This window comes from Pseudomonas sp. P9_31 (assembly GCF_034008235.1).
Classification (GTDB): Bacteria; Pseudomonadota; Gammaproteobacteria; order Pseudomonadales; family Pseudomonadaceae; genus Aquipseudomonas.
Genome location: NZ_CP125375.1, coordinates 777,506 through 797,434, shown reverse-complemented (window position 1 = coordinate 797,434; position 19,929 = coordinate 777,506). Strand labels below are relative to the sequence as shown.

The window sequence follows — 19,929 nt, the reverse complement described above, 5'->3', positions numbered from 1 at the left end:
CTGATGCCCACGACGTTTCATGAGATTCCCCGCAAGCGCCCGACCACGCCCCTGCTCGACCGTGCCAACACGCCGGACGGCCTGCGCCGGTTAGGCGAAGCAGAGCTGGAAACCCTGGCCGATGAGTTGCGCCTGGAATTGCTCTACACGGTCGGTCAGACCGGCGGGCATTTCGGTGCCGGCCTGGGCGTGATCGAGCTGACCATCGCGTTGCATTACGTCTTCGACACCCCGGACGACCGGCTGGTGTGGGACGTGGGTCATCAGGCCTACCCGCACAAGATCCTCACCGGCCGTCGCGAGCGCATGAGCACCCTGCGCCAGAAGGACGGCATTGCCGCCTTCCCGCGTCGTTCAGAGAGCGAGTACGACACCTTTGGCGTCGGCCATTCCAGCACGTCGATCAGCGCAGCGCTGGGCATGGCGATTGCTGCCCGCCTGCAACACAGTGATCGCAAGGCGATCGCGGTGATCGGCGACGGCGCACTGACCGCCGGCATGGCTTTCGAGGCGCTGAACCACGCGCCGGAAGTGGACGCCAACATGCTGGTAATCCTCAACGACAACGACATGTCGATCTCGCGCAACGTCGGCGGGCTGTCGAACTATCTGGCGAAGATCCTTTCCAGCCGCACTTACGCCAGCATGCGCGAAGGCAGCAAAAAGGTCCTGTCGCGCCTGCCCGGCGCCTGGGAAATCGCCCGGCGTACCGAAGAGTACGCCAAAGGCATGCTGGTCCCCGGCACCCTGTTCGAAGAGCTGGGCTGGAACTACATCGGCCCGATCGACGGCCATGACCTGCCGACCCTGATCGCCACCCTGCGCAACATGCGCGATCTGAAAGGCCCGCAGTTCCTGCATGTGGTCACCAAAAAAGGCAAAGGCTTCGCCCCGGCGGAAGTCGACCCGATCGGTTACCACGCCATCACCAAACTCGAACCGCTGGACGCTCCGGCCGCCGCGCCGAAGAAAGCCGGCGGGCCGAAGTATTCCGGAGTATTCGGTGAGTGGCTGTGCGACATGGCCGCTGTCGACCCGCGCCTGGTCGGAATCACCCCGGCAATGAAGGAAGGCTCCGATCTGGTGGCCTTCAGCGAGCGTTTCCCGCTGCGCTATTTCGACGTGGCGATCGCCGAGCAACACGCCGTGACCCTCGCTGCCGGCATGGCCTGCGAAGGTGCGAAACCGGTGGTGGCGATCTATTCGACCTTCCTGCAGCGCGGTTACGACCAACTCATCCATGACGTCGCGGTGCAAAACCTCGACGTACTGTTCGCCATCGACCGCGCAGGCCTGGTGGGCGAAGACGGCCCGACGCACGCGGGCAGCTTCGATTTGTCGTTCCTGCGTTGCATCCCCGGCATGCTGGTAATGACCCCGAGCGACGAGAACGAACTGCGCAAAATGCTCAGCACCGGCCACCTGTACAACGGCCCGGCGGCCGTGCGCTACCCGCGAGGCACCGGCCCGAATGCGCCGATAGAGAAAGACCTCGAACCGATTGAAATCGGCAAGGGTGTGATTCGTCGCCAGGGCAGCAAAGTCGCCCTGCTGGTGTTCGGCGTGCAACTGGCCGAGGCGCTGAAAGTCGCCGAGAAGCTGGATGCGACGGTGGTCGACATGCGTTTCGTCAAACCGCTCGACGAAGCACTGGTTCGCGAAATCGCCGGCAGCCACGAGTTGCTGGTGACCATCGAAGAGAATGCGATCATGGGCGGCGCCGGTGGCGCGGTCAGCGAGTTCCTCGCCCGTGAAAACATCCTCAAGTCGATGCTGCACCTGGGCCTGCCAGACGCCTATGTGGAGCACGCCAAGCCTGCGCAAATGCTGGCCGAATGCGGGCTGGACGAAGCCGGGATCGAAGAAGCGGTGCGTCAGCGCCTGCAACTGCTGAACATCTGATCCCGCTCCCCGTAGGAGTTGCCGAAGGCTGCGCCTACAGTTGACCGCGTCCCCCCCGGTCAATGTGGGAGCGGGCTTGCTCGCGAAGCAGGCACCTCGGTCTCAGCGGTCCGGTGCGATGGCGTGGCATAACTTGGCGGTCGCTTCGATCATCTGCCCACTCGGCCGCTCCAGGCCTTTATCGATCACCAGCAGCAATTGCCCCCGCGCCACCGCCGTCACCTGGGGCCAGGCCTTCCACGCATCGAGCTGCGCCTGATCACTGGCCAGAATCACTTCGGGATTGCGCTGCAACACGGCCTCCACACTGACCTGCGGCGCAGGCTGTGGCAGGTCGGCGAACACATTGCGCGCGCCACACACTTCAAGCGCATCGCTGATGATCTGGCTGCCGCCAACGGTGTACAGCGGCCGATCCCAGACTTGATAAAACACCCGTAACGGTTCATTCCTCCGATAGCGCTGGCGCAGGGAATCGAGTCGTTGACGCAGACTTTCAGCCAATGAAACGCCTCGCTCCGGCCGGCCGAGTTGCGTGGCAATTGCCTCGATCTGCACGGTAAGTTGTTCGAGGTTGTGAGGTTCAACGACATAGGTGGGAATGTTCAGCCGTTTGAGCTGTTCACGCTGAGCCGGCCCCACACCGCCCGGCCAGAGCAGCAGTAAATCGGGCTTGAGGCTGAGCAATCGTTCGATGTCCAACTGGCCATAGCGGCCCACCGAAGGAATGTCTTTGAGCTCGGCAGGACGCTCACCGGCATCCAGCACACCAACCAGCAGGTCAGCCGAGTTCAGCTCCACGACGATTTCAGAAAGCGACGGAGCCAGAGTGACAACCCGTTCGACAGCAACCGCCGCCCCACTGACGGCCAGCAGCAACACCGCCAGCCAGACTTTGCGCATCAGCCGAGTTGACGCGGGATACGGTAGAGGTAGAACAGCACCGTGGTCGACAGCGCGAGCAGCACCAGCGGCACGGCTTCAAGGCCAACGAATACCGCCAGCGCACCGATCCAGGCAGGCAGACCGGCGACCAGCAACGCGGTGCGGCGTTTTGCCGCCAGGGCGATCCAGGCGGCGGGCTCTTCAGGGGTGTCGAGGGCTTTCTGGGTGGCGATCAGCGCGTGCTTGTAGCCGCCAAAGAACTTCAGGCTGACAAACATCGACGCCACACCGGCAATGAATAACGGCATGGCCAGCACCGGCAGAATCGCCTCGCTCTGGCCGAATACGCCGTTGATCACGAACAGCGGCAGCAAGGCCAGCGCCAGGTATTGCCACCAGCTGACGGACAGTCGCCGCCGTACCTGAGCGCGGGTCACGCCCGGTCAACCTCGCCCTGATGCTCGTTGCCCATCATGTGGTCAAGCTTGCTGGCCTTGGTGGCCAGGTAAAGTTTGTTGTGCGGGTTGTGCCCGGTGTGCAACGGCACGCGCTCGGCGACCACAATGCCCATGTCGGTCAAGGCTTTGACCTTGCGTGGGTTGTTGGTCATCAGCCGCAGGGACTTCACGCCCAGATGCTCCAGCATCGGCAGGCACATGGCGTAGTCGCGCTGGTCGGCGGCAAAGCCCAGACGTTCGTTGGCTTCAACCGTATCGGCACCGCCGTCCTGCAATTCATAGGCGCGGATCTTGTTCAGCAGGCCAATGCCGCGACCTTCCTGACGCAAGTAGAGCAACACGCCACGGCCTTCGCGGGCGATCGCCTGCAACGCCGCCTCAAGCTGCGAACCGCAGTCGCAACGCTGGCTGAACAAGGCATCGCCGGTCAGGCATTCGGAGTGCAACCGGCCGAGTACCGGAGCACCGTCGGCGAACTCACCCAGGCTCAGCACCACGTGCTCGCGCCCGTTTTCTTCATCGAGAAAGCCGTGCATGGTGAATTGCGCAAAAGGCGTTGGCAGCTTGGAAGCGGCGACAAAAACGACAGGCACCGGTGTGCTCCTGATCTATTAAGTACTGAAGATTCGCAGAGGCGGCATTGTAACAGCACGTTCCTACAGACGCTTAGGCTGAATTATCGGCCATAACGATCAAAAAGTTTGATCAAGCGGCCAAGCCAATGGCCCTGTGGGAGCGGGCTTGCTCGCGAAAACGGTGTATCAGGCTACTCATATGTTGAATGTGCGTCCGCCTTCGCGAGCAAGCCCGCTCCCACATTGATCGTATTCAGTCTGCGCCAAACGGGTACGGCTGTTTCCACTTTGCGAAGATCGGTTTCAGCTGGCCGCTTTTTACCAGCAGTTCCATGCGCTGATCGAACAACGCCATCAGCTGGCGTGCCCGGGGTGTATCGGCGAAGCACAGGTACAGTGGCAAATCCGCGATGTGCGTGCGTTGAAACTGCGACGGGTCCTTGGCTCGGCTGACGATGGAGTCAACCTCGTCTAGCGCGTCGATGTAGTAGTCGACGCGGTTTTGAATCAGCATCGACAGAATCCCGCTACGCCGCACAACTTCGTTATAGCGCTGCACGTTGGGCAGGTAAGCCTGATACTTGTAGCCGCGCACCCAGACCAATCGATAATTGCCCAGGTTTTCCGCGGTCGGTGTCGGATTGCTGGCCAGGCCCAGTGCATAGATGGGATCGGTATCGAAACTCCAGCGCGGATAGAGCACGTCGCTGACTTCATCCCGATAGGCACCGACACAGGCGTCCACTTCGCCACGCTGTGCCAGGCCCGTGGCGCGCGTATACGGTTCGATTCGAATATCCAGTTTGACGCCCGCCGGCTCGAACACCTCGCGCAACAGGTCCCAGCCCAAACCACGACCATCGGCGGCGGTGAAGTCTTCCCAGGCTTCGCTGGCAAGGTGAATCACGGACGGCGGCGTCGGTGCTTCACTCGCCCGGGCGAGCGACCAAAACGTCGCGAAAACCATTACCATCAACCAGCGAGCCATTTTTCGTCCTCGTCTGCAACCTTCAGGCGAAAAGCCACACCAGCCCTTGCATCGCCAACCACGCAAACACACCAGCCAGTACGTCGTCGAGCATGATCCCGACGCCACCGTGCACATGCCGGTCGATCCATCGAATCGGCCACGGCTTGAGGATGTCGAAGAAGCGGAACATCAGGAACCCCGCCAGCAACCAATACCAACCTTCCGGCACCAACCACAGGGTGATCCACATTCCGACCATTTCGTCCCAGACGATGCCTTCATGGTCGTGCACACGCAAATCGTCGGCGACCTTGCCGCACAGCCAGAAGCCGAACAGCATGGTGAGGCCGAGCATCAGCCAGTAGCCCCAGTCGGGCAGCATCTGCCACAACGGAATAAAGGGTAACGCCACTAACGAACCCCAGGTGCCCGGCGCTTTTGGCAGGGTGCCCGAGCCGAAGCCGAACGCCAGGAAATGCCATGGATTGCGCCACACCGATGGCGGCACGAACTCCCCCGGGACCTGTTTGGGATGATCTGTCACGGTGTCTCCCGAAAATGTTGATAACCCCGGATTGGCGGGGTGATGTCGTGTCCGTCGGCGTCCAGCAGTGTCACTCCCTGCCCTGCTATGACCTGCCCAAGCACATGGATCGGCCAGCCGTCCGCCAGCAACGATGGCAACTCGGCGGGCGGCAAGGTGAAGGCCAGCACGTAATCGTCACCGCCGCTCAGGGCGGCTTGCTCAGCGTCGGACTGACCGAGGAAGGCCAGCAGCGCCTTAGACAGCGGCAGCTTGTTGCGCTCTACCTGAACCCCGACTTTCGACGCCAAGGCAATATGCCCGCAGTCGGCGAGCAGGCCGTCGGAGATATCCAGCGCCGCAGTGGCTCTGCCGCGCAACGCCATGCCCAGACCAAGCTGCGGTTGTGGCGACCAGTAATGGGCACGCAACGGCTCAGCGATGGCCGCGTCAGCCATTCGCTGGCCGAGCACCAGCGGCAATGCGCCCGCACCGTTACCCAACTCACCACCCACGCAGAGCAAATCGCCCGGGTGTGCTCCGCTGCGGGTCAACGCCAGACCGACCGGCACCCGACCGAACACGGTCATGGTCAGGCTCAACGGCCCGCGAGTGGTATCGCCACCCACCAGCGCCACACCGCAATTTTGCGCCATGAGGTTCAAACCACGGGCGAAGGCTTCCAGCCAATCGGTGGTCACCGTCGGCAAGGTCAGGGCAAGGGTAAAGGCAATGGGAGCGGCGCCCATGGCGGCCAGATCACTGACAGCCACAGCCAGCGAACGCTGACCGAGCAGAAACGGGTCGCAAGGGTCGGCGAAATGCACACCGGCCACCAGCGTATCGGTGGAAATCGCCAACTGCTCCCCGGGGGGAACAGCCAGCAAGGCGCAGTCGTCACCGATCCCGAGGGCAACGCCTTCGCCGCCCTGCGCACAGGGCGCGGCGGCGAAGAAATTGCGGATCAGCTCAAACTCACCCATCGCAAATTCAAGCGCCGATCAGCGCTTGAATGCCTTCACTTCAGCTTCACGCAGACGCGGGGCCAGCTTGTCGAGCACACCATTGACGAACTTGTGGCCGTCGGTGGAACCGAAGACCTTGGCCAGTTCGATACCTTCGTTGATTACAACGCGGTACGGCACGTCGACGCGCTCAAGCAGTTCCCAGGTGGACAGGCGCAATACCGCCAGCTCAACAGGGTCCAGCTCTTCGATGGTCAGATCCAGGCAAGGCTTGAGAGCCGCGTCGATCTTGTCCTTCTGCGCTGGAACCCCATGCAGGATTTCACGAAAGTAGGCGCCGTCGACATCACTGAAATCGTTATCGACCCGGAACTGCGCTTCGATCTCGTTCAGCGACTGCTTGGCCATGTGCCACTGGTACAGCGCCTGAGTCGCGAGCTGACGGGCTTCGCGACGCTTGACGCTTTTCGATGGCTTGCCGGCATCCGCAGGCTTTGGATCGCGCGGGTTGAAACGATCGCTATCGTCGCTAATCACTTGGCCTCCAACTGCGCCAGCAGGCTGACCATTTCCAGGGCGGACAGGGCAGCTTCAGCACCTTTGTTGCCGGCCTTGGTGCCGGAACGTTCGATGGCTTGTTCGATGGAATCAACGGTCAGCACGCCGAAAGCGACCGGTACGCCGAACTCCATGGACACCTGGGCCAGGCCCTTGGTGCATTCGCCAGCCACGTATTCGAAGTGCGGAGTACCGCCACGAATGACCGCGCCCAGGGCGATGATTGCCGCGAACTCGCCCTTCTGAGCGACTTTCTGCGCAACCAGCGGGATTTCGAAGGCGCCAGGCGCACGGATGATGGTGATGTCGCTTTCGCTCACGCCATGGCGAACCAGGGCATCAACTGCACCGCTGACCAGGCTTTCAACGACGAAGCTGTTGAAACGGCCCACTACCAAAGCGTAGCGGCCTTTAGGGGCGATGAAGGTACCTTCGATGGTCTTCAGGGTCATTCGTTAGATCTCTTAAAGAGCCGGGACGCGTTTTCTACGCGCCCCTCAGTGATATTTGAACCGCGAATACAGGACCGCAACACCCAGGTCTTATTCGGAGGGCACGTATTCTACAACTTCCAGATCGAAACCGGATATCGCATTAAATTTCATCGGTGCACTCATCAGGCGCATTTTACGCACGCCCAGGTCCCGAAGGATCTGCGAACCGGCGCCGACGATGCTGTAGGTGGTCGGTTTTTTCACCGCATTGTGGTCGGCGGTTTCGCGGATGTGTGCCAGCAACACGTCGCCATCGAGCGGGTGCCCCAGCAACAGCACCACACCGCTGCCAGCCTCGGCGACCGCGGCCATGGCGGCGCGCAGGCTCCAGCGGCCCGGTTGCTTGACCATCAACAGGTCACGCAGCGGGTCCATGTTGTGCACCCGGACCAGGGTCGGCTCTTCGGCGCACACGGTGCCCAGGGTCAGGGCCATGTGCACGTCGCCTTCCACCGAATCACGATAGGTCACCAGGTTGAACTGGCCCAGTTCGCTGTCCAGCGGCTGCTCGGCAATCCGCTGAACGGTACGTTCGTGGATCATCCGGTAGTGAATCAGGTCGGCGATGGTGCCGATCTTGATGTTGTGCTCGGCGGCAAACGCTTCGAGTTCGGCGCGACGGGACATGGTGCCGTCGTCGTTCATCACTTCGCAGATCACGCCGCTCGGCTCGAAGCCGGCCATGCGCGCCAGGTCGCAGGCGGCTTCGGTGTGGCCGGCGCGGGCCAGGGTACCGCCGGCCTGGGCCATCAGCGGAAAGATGTGGCCAGGGCTGACGATGTCTTCAGCCTTGGCGTCTTTGGCGGCAGCCGCTTGCACGGTGCGCGCACGGTCAGCCGCGGAGATACCGGTGGTGACGCCTTCGGCGGCTTCGATGGACACGGTGAACTTGGTGCCGAAGCCGGAACCGTTGCGTGGTGCCATCAACGGCAGCTTGAGCAGTTCGCAGCGCTCGCGGCTCATCGGCATGCAGATCAGGCCACGGGCATGCTTGGCCATGAAGTTGATGTGTTCAGCCTTGCAGCATTCGGCGGCCATGATCAGGTCGCCTTCGTTCTCGCGGTCTTCGTCATCCATGAGGATGACCATCTTGCCTTGGCGGATGTCTTCAACCAGTTCTTCGATGCTATTGAGCGCCACAAGGCACCCCCCTTCTTTCGAAATTTGAGCTTCAGGATTTGAGATAGCCGTTTTGGGCCAGAAAGCTTTCGGTGATGTTACCGGCAGAAGGCTCCGCGGCCTTGTCGCCCAACAGCAGGCGCTCCAGATAACGGGCCAGCAAGTCGACTTCCAGGTTCACCCGGCGACCTGGCTTGTAAGACGCCATGATGGTTTCGCTCAGGGTGTGCGGAATGATCGTCAGCAGGAATTCGGCGCCATCGACCGCGTTCACCGTCAGGCTGGTGCCGTCGACGGTGATCGAGCCCTTGTGGGCGATGTACTTGGCCAGGTCTTTCGGCGCGCGGATGCGAAATTCCACGGCGCGGGCATTGTCGGTACGCGAGACCACTTCGCCAACACCGTCGACGTGACCGCTGACCAGATGCCCGCCCAGGCGGGTGGTCGGGGTCAGGGCTTTTTCCAGGTTGACCGGGCTGCCGCTTTTAAGGTCATTCATGGCGGTGCAGTCGAGGGTTTCGCGACTGACGTCCGCCGCAAAACCATTGCCCGGCAGTTCAACCGCCGTCAGGCACACGCCGTTGACGGCAATGCTGTCGCCCAGTTTGACGTCGCTCAGGTCAAGCTTGCCGGTTTCTACGTAAACCCGCACATCTCCGCCTTTTGGGGTCAATGCGCGAATACTGCCGATGGATTCGATGATGCCGGTAAACATGGAGTCCTCCTCGAGAACAGGGCCAGCACTAGAGCAATGGCCGGGAATTATACGCTCGCCGATGGCACAGGGATGGCAGTGACTCGCCAGTCATCGCCAACCGCGCGGATTTCGGTAATTTTGAGCTCGGGCGCCTCTTTCATTTGCGCCAGCGGCCAGTCCAGCAACGGTCGCGCCGTGGAGCCGAGAAACTTGCCGGCGATGAAGATCTGGAACTCATCCACCAGCCCTTGCTGAGCGAACGCCCCGGCCAGACGCGGGCCGGCCTCGACCAGCACTTCGTTGACGCCACGGGCCGCGAGCTCGACCAACAGCTTGCGCAGGTCAACCTGGCCATCGTCGCCGGCCACGATCAGGCATTCCGGACCGTTGGCGTATTGCTCTTCGATTGCCATACACGTGGCGACCAACGCAGGGCCGGCCTTGAAGAACGGCGCATCCAGCGGCACCCGCAGACGACCGTCGATCAGCACGCGAAGCGGCGGACGGCTCATGGCCAAGGCTGTTTGTTCGGGATCCAGGCCCAATTCATCGGCTCGCACGGTCAAGCGGGCATTGTCCGCGAGCACCGTGTCGGCGCCGGTCAGCACCACGCTGGCCTGGGCGCGCAGGCGTTGTACCGCCGAACGCGCCGCCGTACCTGTGATCCACTGGCTCTCGCCGCTTTCCATGGCCGTGCGACCGTCGAGGCTCATGGCCAATTTGACCCGCACGAATGGCAAGCCGTGTTCCATGCGCTTGAGGAAGCCTTCATTAAGCTTGCGCGCCTCGCTTTCCAGCACGCCGCTTTCGGTGGCGATACCGGCCTGGGCCAGACGTTGCAGGCCGCGACCGGCGACTTCCGGGTTCGGGTCCTGCATCGCCGCGACGACGCGCGCCACACCGGCATTGACCAGCGCTTCGGCACAGGGCGGCGTACGGCCGTGGTGGCTGCAAGGTTCGAGGGTCACGTAAGCCGTGGCGCCCCGCGCCTTGTCGCCCGCGGCACGCAAGGCGTGGACTTCGGCATGGGGCTCGCCGGTGCGCACATGCCAGCCTTCACCGACAATCTGCCCGTCACGCACCACCACGCAGCCAACCCGGGGGTTGGGGTGCGTCGTGTAATGACCTTTGCGCGCCAGTTCCAGGGCGCGGGCCATGTAATGGATGTCGAGGATGGCTTGTTCCGGGGAGGTGGTCATTCTTTCACCGGCTCACGGGCGAGGCGATCGATCTCTTCACGGAACTCGTTGAGGTCCTGGAAGCGTCGATACACCGAAGCGAAGCGGATATAGGCGACTTCATCAAGCTTCTTCAGCTCCGCCATCACCAGTTCGCCGACCACGAGGGATTTGACCTCGCGTTCACCGGTGGCGCGCAGCTTGTGTTTGATGTGCACCAGCGACGATTCGAGGCGCTCGACACTTACCGGGCGCTTCTCCAGCGCCCGCTGCATGCCGGCACGCAGTTTTTCTTCATCGAACGGCTGGCGACTGCCGTCGGTTTTGATCAGGCGCGGCAACACCAGTTCAGCGGTTTCGAACGTCGTGAAACGTTCGCCGCAGGCCAGGCATTCACGCCGGCGGCGCACCTGTTCGCCCTCGGCGACCAGACGCGAGTCGATGACCTTGGTGTCGTTGGCACCGCAGAAGGGACAGTGCATGGTGGCAGGCAACAAAAAATGGGAGGGCCATGGTAGCGCATCCCCGTGGCAAGACAAGCCATAGGGTTTGCGGTATACAGACTGGCTGTATATGGATTTCACTTGCTGGAGCCGCCAATGTCTTTACGCCCCCTCATTTTGCTCAGTCTTTTCAGCCTGTTGGTGGCCTGTGGCAGTGATGCGCCCAAGCCCCAGCCACCGACTCCAGGCCCGGCGCCACAACAGGCGCAGAAGAAAGCCAAGGCGTCTGCCGAGCTCGGTCCGCTGCCGGCTTACCAACGTGAAATCAGCGGCACGCTGTTGGGCGTGCCGGCCGATGCCGAAGTCGAACTGGCGCTGCTGGTGATCGACGACAAGGATCGCCCGCAACAATTGCTCGCCAGTGCCAACCTGATCGGCACCCATCAGGTGTTGCCGTTTCGTCTGCGTTTCAACCCTGAATCCTTCCCGGTTGGCGCTCGCGTTGAACTGCGCGGGCGCGCCAGCCAGTCCGGGCAGTTGATTCTGCATCTGCCGGCGCAAATGATCACACAGCCAACCACCCAGGCATTGGGTCAGCTGCAATTCGTCAAAGCACCATGATTGCACCGCTCGACCTGCAACAGGCATTGAGTGAACTGCTCGGCGATGCACAGCTTGTAGCCTGTGACTTACCGGGCACCGCGCTGAAGCTCTGGCTGATCGACGGCGACAACATGGACCGCGCCTTCAGCCCCGAAGAAACCCGGCGGATTCTCCATGAGCCGCCGTACTGGAGTTTCTGCTGGGCCAGTGGGCTGGCCGTGGCGCGCTATCTCGCCGATCACCCGCACTGGGTCGAGGGCAAACGGGTGCTGGATTTCGGCGCCGGTTCCGGGGTGGCCGCGATTGCGGCGGTGAAAGCCGGGGCGCTGGAAGTGGTGGCCTGCGACTTGGACCCGCTGGCGATTGCTGCATGTCGGGCGAATGCTGAACTCAATGATGTGCAGCTCAGCTACTCGACGGACTTTTTCGCCGAAGCGGATCGGTTTGATCTGATTCTGGTGGCCGATGTGTTGTACGACCGGGAAAATCTGCCATTACTCGACGAGTTTCTCAGCCGTGGCCGGGAAGCGTTGGTGGCGGATTCGCGTGTGAGGGATTTTCGCCATCCGTTGTATCAGCGCATCGAAATGCTGGAAGCGATGACCTTGCCGGACCTGGCCGAACCCGAAGAGTTTCGGCATGTGAGCCTCTACCATGCGCGGCGCGGCTAAAAGCATCGCGAGCAGGCTCGCTCCCACAGTGGTTTTGTGTGGAGCACAAATTTTACGGAAGACGTTGATCCCCTGTGGGAGCGAGCCTGCTCGCGATGGCGGCTTATCAGGCACCAGAAGACTAACTGTCACCCCGCTTTCAGCCACCCCCCACCAAGCCTTATAGTGGCCTCATCCACGCTTTTACGAGAGACCCCATGAGTCAGGAAACGCCGTACATCTTCGACGCCACGACTGCCGATTTCGACCAGTCGGTGATCGAGAACTCTTTTCACAAACCGGTACTGGTGGATTTCTGGGCCGAATGGTGTGCGCCGTGCAAGGCCTTGATGCCGATGCTGCAAACCATCGCCGAGAGCTATCAGGGCGAGTTGCTGCTGGCCAAGGTCAACTGCGACATCGAGCAGGACATTGTTGCGCGCTTCGGCATTCGCAGCCTGCCGACCGTGGTGCTGTTCAAGGACGGTCAGCCAGTGGACGGTTTTGCCGGTGCACAACCGGAATCGGCTGTGCGCACCATGCTCGAGCCCCACGTGCAAATGCCGCCGCCCGCTGCGGCCGACCCGTTCGAGCAGGCTCAGGCGCTGTTCGATGACGGTCGTTTCGCCGACGCCGAAGCCACGCTCAAAGTACTGCTGGCTGAAGACAACACCAATGCCAAGGCACTGATTCTCTACGCCCGCTGCCTCACCGAGCGCGGCGAACTGGGTGAAGCGCAAATCGTGCTCGACGCGGTCAAGACCGATGAACACAAAGCTGCGCTGGCCGGTGCCAAGGCGCAGATCCAGTTTCTCGGTCAGGCCAGGGATTTACCGGATGCGGCAGATCTGAAAGCGCGTCTGGCGAAAAATCCGCAGGACGATGAGGCGGTCTATCAACTGGCGATCCAGCAACTGGCCCGTCAGCAATATGACGCGGCGCTGGATGCCTTGCTGAAACTGTTCATCCGCAACCGCAGCTACAGCGAAGGCTTGCCACACAAGACCTTGCTGCAAGTGTTCGAATTGCTGGGCAACGATCACCCGCTGGTGACCACGTACCGTCGCAAGTTGTTTGCCGCGCTCTATTAAGGTCAAAAGATCGTCCGAACGCGGCCCGAGCCTGCGGCAGCTCTTACGCCGGCTTGTGCCAGCTGTAGAGCGGCGTATCCCCGCCGCTCACCACTTTGACGTCTGCGCAGTGGCGCAAGCGCACCAACAAGCGTTTGCCCGCCGCTGCGCTGCCGGTCAGCCCTTCCAGCTGCTCCAGCAAATCCGGCCCGCTCAATTGCCCTGCCTTGCGCAGCAGTTCTTTGGCGATCTGCCAAAGCGCATCGTCCTGATTCACCGGTTTGGCGGGCGTCGCACTCGCCTCGGGTTTGGCAGCCTGCAACTGCGCACCGAGCTGCGCCCAGTCGCCCTCATCCAGTTCCAGCGTCAAATCCACCGGCCAGTCGCCGATGCTTCCGCGTATTCGCAACATAAGTCTGCTCCTGCCCATACATGTCTTGCATGCTCCCATGGGTCTTGCGCAACGCCAAGCAGACGGTCAAACTCTCGGCACTTTCGTTATAAGATTACATAACAGACTCTTCACTTTACTTTTCGGAGACCCGTCATGCGCCGTCTGCTGCTCGCTTTGCCGTTTGCCCTGTTGCCGCTGGCTGTCGCCCACGCGGCTGTCGAGCATGATCATGATCACGATGAGCACGGCAGCCTCAGCGCCCACGAACATGGCGTCGGTCGCCTGAATGCGGCGCTGGATGGCCAGACTCTGGAATTGGAACTGGAAAGCCCGGCGATGAACCTGGTGGGTTTCGAACACGCCGCCACCACCGACGCCGACAAGGCCAAGGTCGCCGCCGCCCGTGCCCAGCTGGAAAAACCGCTGGCGCTGTTCAACCTGCCGAAAGCCGCCGGCTGTGTGGTCGTGACCCAGGAACTGGAAAGCCCGCTGTTCGGTGACAAGCCGGATGCCGATGACCATGACAAGGAAAACGCCAAGGACGGTCACGAGCATCACCATGACCACAGCGAAATCCACGCCCATTACCAATTCAGCTGCTCGGCCCCGGGTGCGCTGAAGACCCTGGACCTGGCGACTGTCTTCAACACATTCCCGGCCACCCAGAAGATTCAGGTACAACTGATCAGCCCGAGCGGGCAGCAAGGGGTTGAGGTAACAGCCAAGGCTGCCGCCCTGAAATTCTGAATTCACCGAAGATCCCCTGTGGGAGCGAGCCTGCTCGCGATAGCGGCCGAACAGTCGACATCTATGTTGAAGGTGATGGCCTCATCGCGAGCAGGCTCGCTCCCACAGGGGGTTGGTGTTGAATGTGACATTGAGACAAGTACCCAAAACCCATGAAATCGGCGCTATGACCCAAGCACTCATCGAACTGTCCGACCTGGGCTTCAGCTGGCCCGGTCATCCGCCGCTGCTGGACATCCCGGCGTTTCGCCTTATGCCTGGTGAAACCCTGTTCCTCAAAGGCCCCAGTGGCAGCGGCAAAACCACCCTGCTGGGTCTGCTCGGCGGTGTGCAGAAGCCTGATCGCGGCAGCATTCGCCTGCTGGGCCAGGAGCTGACCGAACTCTCGGCCGGTGCCCGTGACCGCTTCCGGGTCGATCACACCGGCTACATCTTCCAGCAGTTCAACTTGCTGCCGTTCCTCTCGGTTCGCGAGAACGTCGAGTTGCCCTGCCACTTCTCCAGGCTGCGCGCCGAACGGGCGACACAGCGTCACGGCAGCGTCGATCAGGCCGCCGCCACGCTGCTCGCCCACTTGGGCCTGAAGGATGAAAACATCCTCAGCCGCCGCGCCGATTCGCTGTCCATCGGCCAGCAGCAACGGGTCGCCGCCGCGCGCGCGTTGATCGGTCAGCCAGAACTGGTGATCGCCGACGAACCGACCTCGGCGCTGGACTACGACGCCCGCGAGAACTTCATTCGCTTGCTGTTCGCCGAATGCCGCGAAGCCGGTTCGAGCCTGTTGTTCGTCAGCCATGACCAGAGCCTGGCGCCGCTGTTCGATCGCAATCTGTCGCTGGCCGAGCTCAATCGCGCCGCCACGCCCGTAGAGGTCTGAGATGTATTTGTTTCGTCTAGCCATGGCCAGCCTGGCTAACCGTCGCTTCACCGCGATTCTCACCGCGTTCGCCATCGCCCTGTCAGTGTGCCTGCTGCTGGCCGTGGAGCGGGTGCGCACCGAGGCCAAGGCCAGTTTCGCCAGCACCATCAGCGGCACCGACCTGATCGTCGGCGCACGTTCCGGTTCAGTGAACCTGCTGCTGTATTCGGTATTCCGCATCGGCAACGCCACCAACAATATCCGCTGGGACAGCTTTGAGCATTTCGCCAACAACCCGAAAGTGAAGTGGGCGATCCCGATGTCCCTCGGCGATTCCCATCGCGGTTATCGCGTGATGGGCACCACCGAGGCGTACTTCGAGCATTACCAATACGGCCATCAGCAGCACCTGGAACTGGCCGATGGCCGCGCCTTCGCCTGCGATCCGTTCGAAGTGGTGCTCGGCGCCGAAGTGGCCGATGCGTTGCATTACAAGCTCGGCGACAAACTGGTGCTGGCTCATGGCGTGGCGGCGATCAGCCTGGTCAAGCATGACGACAAACCGTTCACCGTGGTCGGCATTCTCAAACGCACCGGCACCCCGGTGGACCGCACGCTGCACATCAGCCTCGGCGGCATGGAAGCCATCCACATTGACTGGCACAACGGCGTGCCGGCGCGCGGTAACGGCCGGATCAGTGCCGATCAGGCGCGCAACATGGACCTGACGCCGCAAGCGATCACCGCGTTCATGCTCGGCCTTAACAACAAGATTTCGACCTTCGCGCTGCAACGTGAAATCAACGAATTCCGTGGCGAACCGATGCTGGCGATCCTGCCGGGCGTGGCGTTGCAGGAGTTGTGGAGTTTGATGAGCACGGCGGAAAAAGCCTTGTTCGTCGTCTCGCTGTTCGTGGTGCTGACCGGGTTGATCGGCATGCTCACGGCGATTCTCACCAGCCTCAACGAGCGGCGCCGGGAGATGGCGATTCTGCGTTCAGTGGGCGCGCGGCCATGGCATATTGCGACTTTACTGGTGCTGGAAGCGTTTGCCCTGGCGCTGTCGGGGGTGATTGCCGGCGTGGCGCTGCTGTATGTGGGCATCACCGTGGCGCAAGGTTACGTGCAATCGAATTACGGCTTGTACCTGCCGCTGGCCTGGCCGAGTGAATATGAATGGACGCTGCTCGGCGGCATCCTGATCGCCGCGCTGCTGATGGGCAGCGTGCCGGCCTGGCGCGCTTATCGCCAATCCTTGGCCGATGGCCTGTCGATCCGCCTGTGAGGACGTTGAACATGCCCCGCGCTCTGCTTGCGCTGTTGCTGCTGGTTGCTCTGCCGCTGTGGGCGGCCGAGCCGAAAGACCTGACCTGGTCGGAAATGATCCCGCCGGATGCCCCGCCAGAAGTGCCGAACATGACGCCACTGCACGACCTGTCGAAGATGAGCGACACGTTGTCCGCGGAGTCGGCCCCGGCCGCCAAGCAGGACATGCCCAGCGCGCCGGTGGTGAAAAGCCTCGATGGCCAGAATATTCGCTTGCCGGGGTACATCGTGCCGCTGGAAGTCAGTGAAGAAGGCCGCACCACGGAGTTTCTGCTGGTGTCGTATTTCGGCGCCTGCATCCACGTACCGCCTCCGCCGTCGAACCAGATCGTGCATGTCAAAAGCGAAGTCGGCGTGAAGCTGGACGAGCTGTATCAGCCGTACTGGATCGAGGGTGCGTTGCAGGTCAAGGCGTCCACCAGTGAGTTGGCGGATGCCGGGTATCAGATGGAGGCGGACAAGATTTATGTGTATGAGCTGCCGGAGTGAATCCGGTAATTCTGCGTGATCCGGTAGATAGCTATCGCGAGCAGGCTCGCTCCCACAGTGGTTTGTGTTGATGCACAGATCCAATGTGGGAGCGAGCCTGCTCGCGATGGGGCCATCAGAAGTTCCGCAAAAATCAGGGCCATCACTGTTTCATTGAGCTGAGTCAAAAGACTGTATCAATTGGATCCCTACCATTGGACATCGAACATTTTTAACGTCCTTTGGAGCCCCCATGCACAAGTCCCTGCTCAGCGCTTCGCTGTTTGCCCTCGCGCTTGCAGCCCCGCTCGCCCATGCCCACGACGCCGGTGACATCATCGTTCGGGCCGGTGCGATCACCGTCAACCCGGAAGCCGACAGCTCCAGCGTCAAGGTCGACCAGGGCCCGCTGAAGGGCGCCGATCTGGGTGGCAAGGCCACCATGAGCAGCGACACGCAACTGGGCCTGAACTTCGCCTACATGATCACCAACAATCTGGGGATCGAACTGCTGGCGGCCTCGCCGTTCGAGCATGACGTGAAGCTCAAAGGCACCTCCCTGGGCGCCGCCAACGGCAAACTCGGCACCTTGAAACACCTGCCGCCAACCCTGAGCCTGGTCTACTACCCACTGGACCCAAGGTCCCCGTTCCAGCCGTACATCGGCGGCGGCATCAATTACACCTGGATCTACGACGAAAACCTCAGCAGCGAAGCCCGCGCCAACGGCTTCAGCAACTTCAAGGCGGAAAACTCCTGGGGTCTGGCCTGGCAGATCGGTGCCGACTACATGTTGACCGACAACGTGATGATCAACGCCCAGGCCCGCTACATCGACATCAATACCCGCGCGACCGTGGAAAACGATGCCGTCGCGCCGGGCACTCGTGCCAGGGTCAACGTCGATGTGGACCCGTTCGTCTACATGGTCGGTCTGGGTTACAAGTTCTAGGAAATATTTATCCGGCTTTTGTGGCGAGGGAGCTTGCTCCCGCTGGGCTGCGAAACAGACCCGATAGTGATGGCGACTGCTGCGCAGTCGAGCGGGAGCAAGCTCCCTCGCCACAGTTATTGCATCGGCCACAAAAAAGGCGCCTTCAAAAGGCGCCTTTTTCATGGATGTGTAAAACGTCAGCGTCCCAGCAACCGCGCCAGCCCAACACTCATCGGTGTCTGCTCCGGGTAGGTAAACCGCTCCAGCAAACGCCGGTTGTTCGCACGTGAATGACGGATGTCACCAGAACGCGCCGGGCCATAGCTAACGGGTGGCAGCTTGCCGACCACTGCTTCAAGGGCTTCAAGCATCTGCTTGAGCGTCGTCGCCTGATTCCAGCCGACATTCACCGCGCCAACTTCGACCTGCGGTTTCTCGATGGCTTGCACCAACACGTCCACCAGGTCCTCGACGTAGACAAAATCCCGAGTCTGCTCGCCATCGCCGAACACGGTGATCGGCAAGCCTTTCAGCGCGCGCTCGCTGAAAATACTGATCACCCCGGAATACGGCGAGGACGGATCCTGGCGCGGGCCGAAGATGTTGAAGAAGCGGAAAACCACCGGTTCCAGACCATGCTGGCGGCGATAGAAATCAAAGTAATGTTCGCTCGCCAACTTGTCCGCCGCGTACGGCGTCAACGGTGCCTTGGGCGTGTCTTCGTCGATCGACTCGCCTTCGCCATTGTTGCCGTAGACCGCTGCGCTGGACGCGTACAGCACTCGTTTGACGCCGGCCTGACGCATGGCCTCGCAAACATTCAGCGAACCGATGAAATTGCTCTGGTGAGTCTTCACCGGATCGTCCACCGAGGCCTGCACCGAGGCCACCGCGGCCAGATGCGCCACTGCGCTGCAACCGACCATCGCCTGCGCCACCAGTGCCGCATCGGCGACATCGCCCACGATCAGTTCGACGAGGGGATTGTCCAGCGGCAGGTTGCTGCGTTTACCGGTGGAGAGGTCATCGAGAATGCGCACCGAGTGCCCTTTGGCAAGCAAGGCGTCGGTCAGGTGCGAACCGATGAAACCGGCGCCGCCGGTGATTAAAACAGGGCCGTCAGCCATGGCGATAAAACCTATCCAGTAAGCCCGGGAGTGCCGCGCGCCAGGCGCGGGGTTTGATCCCGAAAGTGTGCAGAATTTTCTTGCAGGCCAGCACCGCGTGTTGCGGTTCTTCGGCGGCGTCGGGCCGTGCGGCGTGAGCCTGGGCGGTCGGCGCTTCGATGGCCAGCGGGTGCAGGGCGCGTGCTTCGGTCAGGATTGCCTGCCCCAGTGCCAGCGGCGTGGTCGCCTCATGCCCGGCGTAGTGATAAGTGCCCCACAGCGGCGCCGCGCAATCGAGTTGCTTGAGCACCGAAATGATCACCCGGGCGGCGTCGTCCACCGGCGTCGGATTACCGCGGCGATCATCCGCCAACAGCAGTTCTTCCGCTTTTTCGGCCCGGGCCAGGAATCGCCCGAGGGTGCCGTCGGGGCTGTCATCGAGCAGCCAGCCGAAACGCAGCAGTACATGCTGCGGACAGGTGGCGCGCACGCTTTGCTCGATGCGCCACAAGGCCTGACCGCGCAAGCCCAACGGTACCGGTTCGTCTTTTTCGCTGTAAGCAGTCGCCCGGGAGCCATCGAACACGCGATAACTCGACGGTTGCAGCAGCACGATGTTGTGATGCTGGCACAGCTCGGCCAGCCGCTCGATGGCGCGCTCCTGCCCGGCCAGACGCTGCTCGCTGACGGTCTCCGCCTGGAACCAGTCGAAATAGTAGGCGAGATTGATCAACGCATCCGGACGGGTATCGTCGAGCAGTTGCGTCAGGCTCGCGGCGTCCCAGCCGTCTTGTGGTGGGCGGGGGGCGAGGAAACCGATGTCTTCCTCCGCACCGAGGCGAATCAGCGCCTGCCCAAGGGCATTTCCGCCGCCCAGTAACATAAGGCGCATTCGCATAGAGTCAGCAGGCCCAGTCTGATTGGAACGATGGCTTTATCGACAGCGCCCGCAGGCGATGTCCTCAATAATTGCCGGAATCGTTGCATTTTGCGGGTTTAGTGCGC

Annotated in this window: 24 protein-coding genes; 9 read left to right on the top strand and 15 right to left on the bottom strand. The window is 61.8% G+C overall.

The window, feature by feature from the left end; translation table 11 throughout:
• The first annotated feature begins 3 nt into the window (after positions 1-3).
• Entirely contained in the window at positions 4-1,902 is a 1,899-nt protein-coding gene (gene dxs / locus QMK51_RS03650; protein WP_258698868.1) for a 1-deoxy-D-xylulose-5-phosphate synthase, read from the top strand.
• Positions 1,903-2,004: 102 nt separating this feature from the next.
• Here the strand turns inward: dxs and QMK51_RS03645 are convergent, their stop codons facing one another.
• The 12 genes from QMK51_RS03645 to nrdR form a co-directional block, all read right to left on the bottom strand.
• Positions 2,005-2,805, bottom strand: a complete 801-nt coding sequence (locus QMK51_RS03645; protein ID WP_320393179.1) for a cobalamin-binding protein — start codon at positions 2,803-2,805, stop codon at positions 2,005-2,007.
• Positions 2,805-3,224 (bottom strand): MFS transporter, encoded by a 420-nt coding sequence (locus QMK51_RS03640; protein ID WP_258698866.1) that lies wholly within the window; start codon positions 3,222-3,224, stop codon positions 2,805-2,807. Before QMK51_RS03640 ends, QMK51_RS03645 begins: the two co-directional genes overlap by 1 nt.
• Positions 3,221-3,838 carry a GTP cyclohydrolase II gene (gene ribA / locus QMK51_RS03635; protein WP_007906827.1) on the bottom strand — a complete coding sequence of 206 codons (618 nt, stop codon included), beginning with the start codon at positions 3,836-3,838 and terminating at the stop codon, positions 3,221-3,223. The genes QMK51_RS03640 and ribA overlap by 4 nt, the downstream gene beginning before the upstream one ends.
• A gap of 235 nt (positions 3,839-4,073) precedes the next feature.
• Positions 4,074-4,808, bottom strand: a complete 735-nt coding sequence (locus QMK51_RS03630; protein ID WP_320393178.1) for a transporter substrate-binding domain-containing protein — start codon at positions 4,806-4,808, stop codon at positions 4,074-4,076.
• Positions 4,809-4,830: 22 nt separating this feature from the next.
• Positions 4,831-5,334 carry a phosphatidylglycerophosphatase A gene (locus QMK51_RS03625; protein WP_320393177.1) on the bottom strand — a complete coding sequence of 168 codons (504 nt, stop codon included), beginning with the start codon at positions 5,332-5,334 and terminating at the stop codon, positions 4,831-4,833.
• Positions 5,331-6,296 carry a thiamine-phosphate kinase gene (gene thiL, locus QMK51_RS03620; protein ID WP_320393176.1) on the bottom strand — a complete coding sequence of 322 codons (966 nt, stop codon included), beginning with the start codon at positions 6,294-6,296 and terminating at the stop codon, positions 5,331-5,333. The genes QMK51_RS03625 and thiL overlap by 4 nt, the downstream gene beginning before the upstream one ends.
• A gap of 18 nt (positions 6,297-6,314) precedes the next feature.
• The gene (gene nusB / locus QMK51_RS03615; protein WP_214379096.1) at positions 6,315-6,815 is read right to left on the bottom strand and encodes a transcription antitermination factor NusB; all 501 of its coding nucleotides are present in this window, start codon (positions 6,813-6,815) and stop codon (positions 6,315-6,317) included.
• Positions 6,812-7,288 carry a 6,7-dimethyl-8-ribityllumazine synthase gene (gene ribE / locus QMK51_RS03610; RefSeq protein WP_003228649.1) on the bottom strand — a complete coding sequence of 159 codons (477 nt, stop codon included), beginning with the start codon at positions 7,286-7,288 and terminating at the stop codon, positions 6,812-6,814. The genes nusB and ribE overlap by 4 nt, the downstream gene beginning before the upstream one ends.
• 90 nt (positions 7,289-7,378) lie before the next feature.
• Positions 7,379-8,470, bottom strand: a complete 1,092-nt coding sequence (gene ribBA, locus QMK51_RS03605; protein ID WP_258698862.1) for a bifunctional 3,4-dihydroxy-2-butanone-4-phosphate synthase/GTP cyclohydrolase II — start codon at positions 8,468-8,470, stop codon at positions 7,379-7,381.
• Between the two features lie 31 nt (positions 8,471-8,501).
• On the bottom strand, positions 8,502-9,164 hold the full coding sequence (locus QMK51_RS03600; RefSeq protein WP_258698861.1) for a riboflavin synthase: 663 nt from the start codon (positions 9,162-9,164) through the stop codon (positions 8,502-8,504).
• A 47-nt stretch (positions 9,165-9,211) separates the two neighbouring features.
• Positions 9,212-10,345 carry a bifunctional diaminohydroxyphosphoribosylaminopyrimidine deaminase/5-amino-6-(5-phosphoribosylamino)uracil reductase RibD gene (ribD, locus tag QMK51_RS03595; RefSeq protein WP_320393175.1) on the bottom strand — a complete coding sequence of 378 codons (1,134 nt, stop codon included), beginning with the start codon at positions 10,343-10,345 and terminating at the stop codon, positions 9,212-9,214.
• On the bottom strand, positions 10,342-10,806 hold the full coding sequence (gene nrdR, locus QMK51_RS03590) for a transcriptional regulator NrdR (protein ID WP_007906838.1): 465 nt from the start codon (positions 10,804-10,806) through the stop codon (positions 10,342-10,344). Before nrdR ends, ribD begins: the two co-directional genes overlap by 4 nt.
• A 117-nt stretch (positions 10,807-10,923) precedes the next feature.
• On the opposite strand from nrdR, the gene QMK51_RS03585 reads away from it, so the two are divergent.
• From QMK51_RS03585 to trxA, 3 genes are all read left to right on the top strand, one after another.
• Positions 10,924-11,388 carry a YbaY family lipoprotein gene (locus tag QMK51_RS03585; RefSeq protein WP_320393174.1) on the top strand — a complete coding sequence of 155 codons (465 nt, stop codon included), beginning with the start codon at positions 10,924-10,926 and terminating at the stop codon, positions 11,386-11,388.
• Positions 11,385-12,041 (top strand): class I SAM-dependent methyltransferase, encoded by a 657-nt coding sequence (locus tag QMK51_RS03580; protein ID WP_320393173.1) that lies wholly within the window; start codon positions 11,385-11,387, stop codon positions 12,039-12,041. The genes QMK51_RS03585 and QMK51_RS03580 overlap by 4 nt, the downstream gene beginning before the upstream one ends.
• Positions 12,042-12,238: 197 nt before the next feature.
• Complete coding sequence (gene trxA, locus QMK51_RS03575) at positions 12,239-13,111, top strand: thioredoxin (RefSeq protein ID WP_052967072.1); 873 nt, start codon at positions 12,239-12,241, stop codon at positions 13,109-13,111.
• A gap of 43 nt (positions 13,112-13,154) precedes the next feature.
• Here the strand turns inward: trxA and QMK51_RS03570 are convergent, their stop codons facing one another.
• The gene (locus tag QMK51_RS03570; RefSeq protein WP_258698857.1) at positions 13,155-13,502 is read right to left on the bottom strand and encodes a hypothetical protein; all 348 of its coding nucleotides are present in this window, start codon (positions 13,500-13,502) and stop codon (positions 13,155-13,157) included.
• 135 nt (positions 13,503-13,637) lie between these two features.
• Between QMK51_RS03570 and QMK51_RS03565 the strand changes: the two genes are divergently transcribed.
• The 5 genes from QMK51_RS03565 to QMK51_RS03545 all read left to right on the top strand — a co-directional run bounded on the left by QMK51_RS03565 (position 13,638) and on the right by QMK51_RS03545 (position 17,836).
• Positions 13,638-14,231, top strand: coding sequence for a DUF2796 domain-containing protein (locus QMK51_RS03565; protein ID WP_320393172.1), 594 nt, complete (start codon positions 13,638-13,640; stop codon positions 14,229-14,231).
• A gap of 166 nt (positions 14,232-14,397) precedes the next feature.
• Positions 14,398-15,108 carry an ABC transporter ATP-binding protein gene (locus tag QMK51_RS03560; RefSeq protein WP_320393171.1) on the top strand — a complete coding sequence of 237 codons (711 nt, stop codon included), beginning with the start codon at positions 14,398-14,400 and terminating at the stop codon, positions 15,106-15,108.
• Position 15,109: 1 nt separating this feature from the next.
• Complete coding sequence (locus QMK51_RS03555; protein WP_320393170.1) at positions 15,110-16,375, top strand: ABC transporter permease; 1,266 nt, start codon at positions 15,110-15,112, stop codon at positions 16,373-16,375.
• Positions 16,376-16,386: 11 nt separating this feature from the next.
• Positions 16,387-16,905, top strand: coding sequence for a DUF3299 domain-containing protein (locus QMK51_RS03550; protein ID WP_320393169.1), 519 nt, complete (start codon positions 16,387-16,389; stop codon positions 16,903-16,905).
• 232 nt (positions 16,906-17,137) lie between these two features.
• On the top strand, positions 17,138-17,836 hold the full coding sequence (locus QMK51_RS03545; RefSeq protein ID WP_320393168.1) for an OmpW/AlkL family protein: 699 nt from the start codon (positions 17,138-17,140) through the stop codon (positions 17,834-17,836).
• Between the two features lie 179 nt (positions 17,837-18,015).
• Here the strand turns inward: QMK51_RS03545 and QMK51_RS03540 are convergent, their stop codons facing one another.
• Both QMK51_RS03540 and QMK51_RS03535 read right to left on the bottom strand, forming a co-directional pair.
• The gene (locus QMK51_RS03540) at positions 18,016-18,945 is read right to left on the bottom strand and encodes an NAD-dependent epimerase/dehydratase family protein (RefSeq protein ID WP_320393167.1); all 930 of its coding nucleotides are present in this window, start codon (positions 18,943-18,945) and stop codon (positions 18,016-18,018) included.
• Positions 18,938-19,822, bottom strand: coding sequence for a sugar nucleotide-binding protein (locus tag QMK51_RS03535; protein ID WP_033063784.1), 885 nt, complete (start codon positions 19,820-19,822; stop codon positions 18,938-18,940). Before QMK51_RS03535 ends, QMK51_RS03540 begins: the two co-directional genes overlap by 8 nt.
• Positions 19,823-19,929: the final 107 nt, after the last annotated feature.

Coding starts and splice junctions, on each gene's coding strand:
- dxs (WP_258698868.1), top strand. CDS start 4: ATGCCCACGACGTTTCATGAGATTCCCCGCAAGCGCCCGACCACGCCC.
- QMK51_RS03645 (WP_320393179.1), bottom strand. CDS start 2,805: ATGCGCAAAGTCTGGCTGGCGGTGTTGCTGCTGGCCGTCAGTGGGGCG.
- QMK51_RS03630 (WP_320393178.1), bottom strand. CDS start 4,808: ATGGCTCGCTGGTTGATGGTAATGGTTTTCGCGACGTTTTGGTCGCTC.
- thiL (WP_320393176.1), bottom strand. CDS start 6,296: ATGGGTGAGTTTGAGCTGATCCGCAATTTCTTCGCCGCCGCGCCCTGT.
- ribE (WP_003228649.1), bottom strand. CDS start 7,288: ATGACCCTGAAGACCATCGAAGGTACCTTCATCGCCCCTAAAGGCCGC.
- QMK51_RS03600 (WP_258698861.1), bottom strand. CDS start 9,164: ATGTTTACCGGCATCATCGAATCCATCGGCAGTATTCGCGCATTGACC.
- ribD (WP_320393175.1), bottom strand. CDS start 10,345: ATGACCACCTCCCCGGAACAAGCCATCCTCGACATCCATTACATGGCC.
- nrdR (WP_007906838.1), bottom strand. CDS start 10,806: ATGCACTGTCCCTTCTGCGGTGCCAACGACACCAAGGTCATCGACTCG.
- QMK51_RS03585 (WP_320393174.1), top strand. CDS start 10,924: ATGTCTTTACGCCCCCTCATTTTGCTCAGTCTTTTCAGCCTGTTGGTG.
- QMK51_RS03580 (WP_320393173.1), top strand. CDS start 11,385: ATGATTGCACCGCTCGACCTGCAACAGGCATTGAGTGAACTGCTCGGC.
- trxA (WP_052967072.1), top strand. CDS start 12,239: ATGAGTCAGGAAACGCCGTACATCTTCGACGCCACGACTGCCGATTTC.
- QMK51_RS03570 (WP_258698857.1), bottom strand. CDS start 13,502: ATGTTGCGAATACGCGGAAGCATCGGCGACTGGCCGGTGGATTTGACG.
- QMK51_RS03565 (WP_320393172.1), top strand. CDS start 13,638: ATGCGCCGTCTGCTGCTCGCTTTGCCGTTTGCCCTGTTGCCGCTGGCT.
- QMK51_RS03560 (WP_320393171.1), top strand. CDS start 14,398: ATGACCCAAGCACTCATCGAACTGTCCGACCTGGGCTTCAGCTGGCCC.
- QMK51_RS03555 (WP_320393170.1), top strand. CDS start 15,110: ATGTATTTGTTTCGTCTAGCCATGGCCAGCCTGGCTAACCGTCGCTTC.
- QMK51_RS03550 (WP_320393169.1), top strand. CDS start 16,387: ATGCCCCGCGCTCTGCTTGCGCTGTTGCTGCTGGTTGCTCTGCCGCTG.
- QMK51_RS03545 (WP_320393168.1), top strand. CDS start 17,138: ATGCACAAGTCCCTGCTCAGCGCTTCGCTGTTTGCCCTCGCGCTTGCA.
- QMK51_RS03540 (WP_320393167.1), bottom strand. CDS start 18,945: ATGGCTGACGGCCCTGTTTTAATCACCGGCGGCGCCGGTTTCATCGGT.
- QMK51_RS03535 (WP_033063784.1), bottom strand. CDS start 19,822: ATGCGAATGCGCCTTATGTTACTGGGCGGCGGAAATGCCCTTGGGCAG.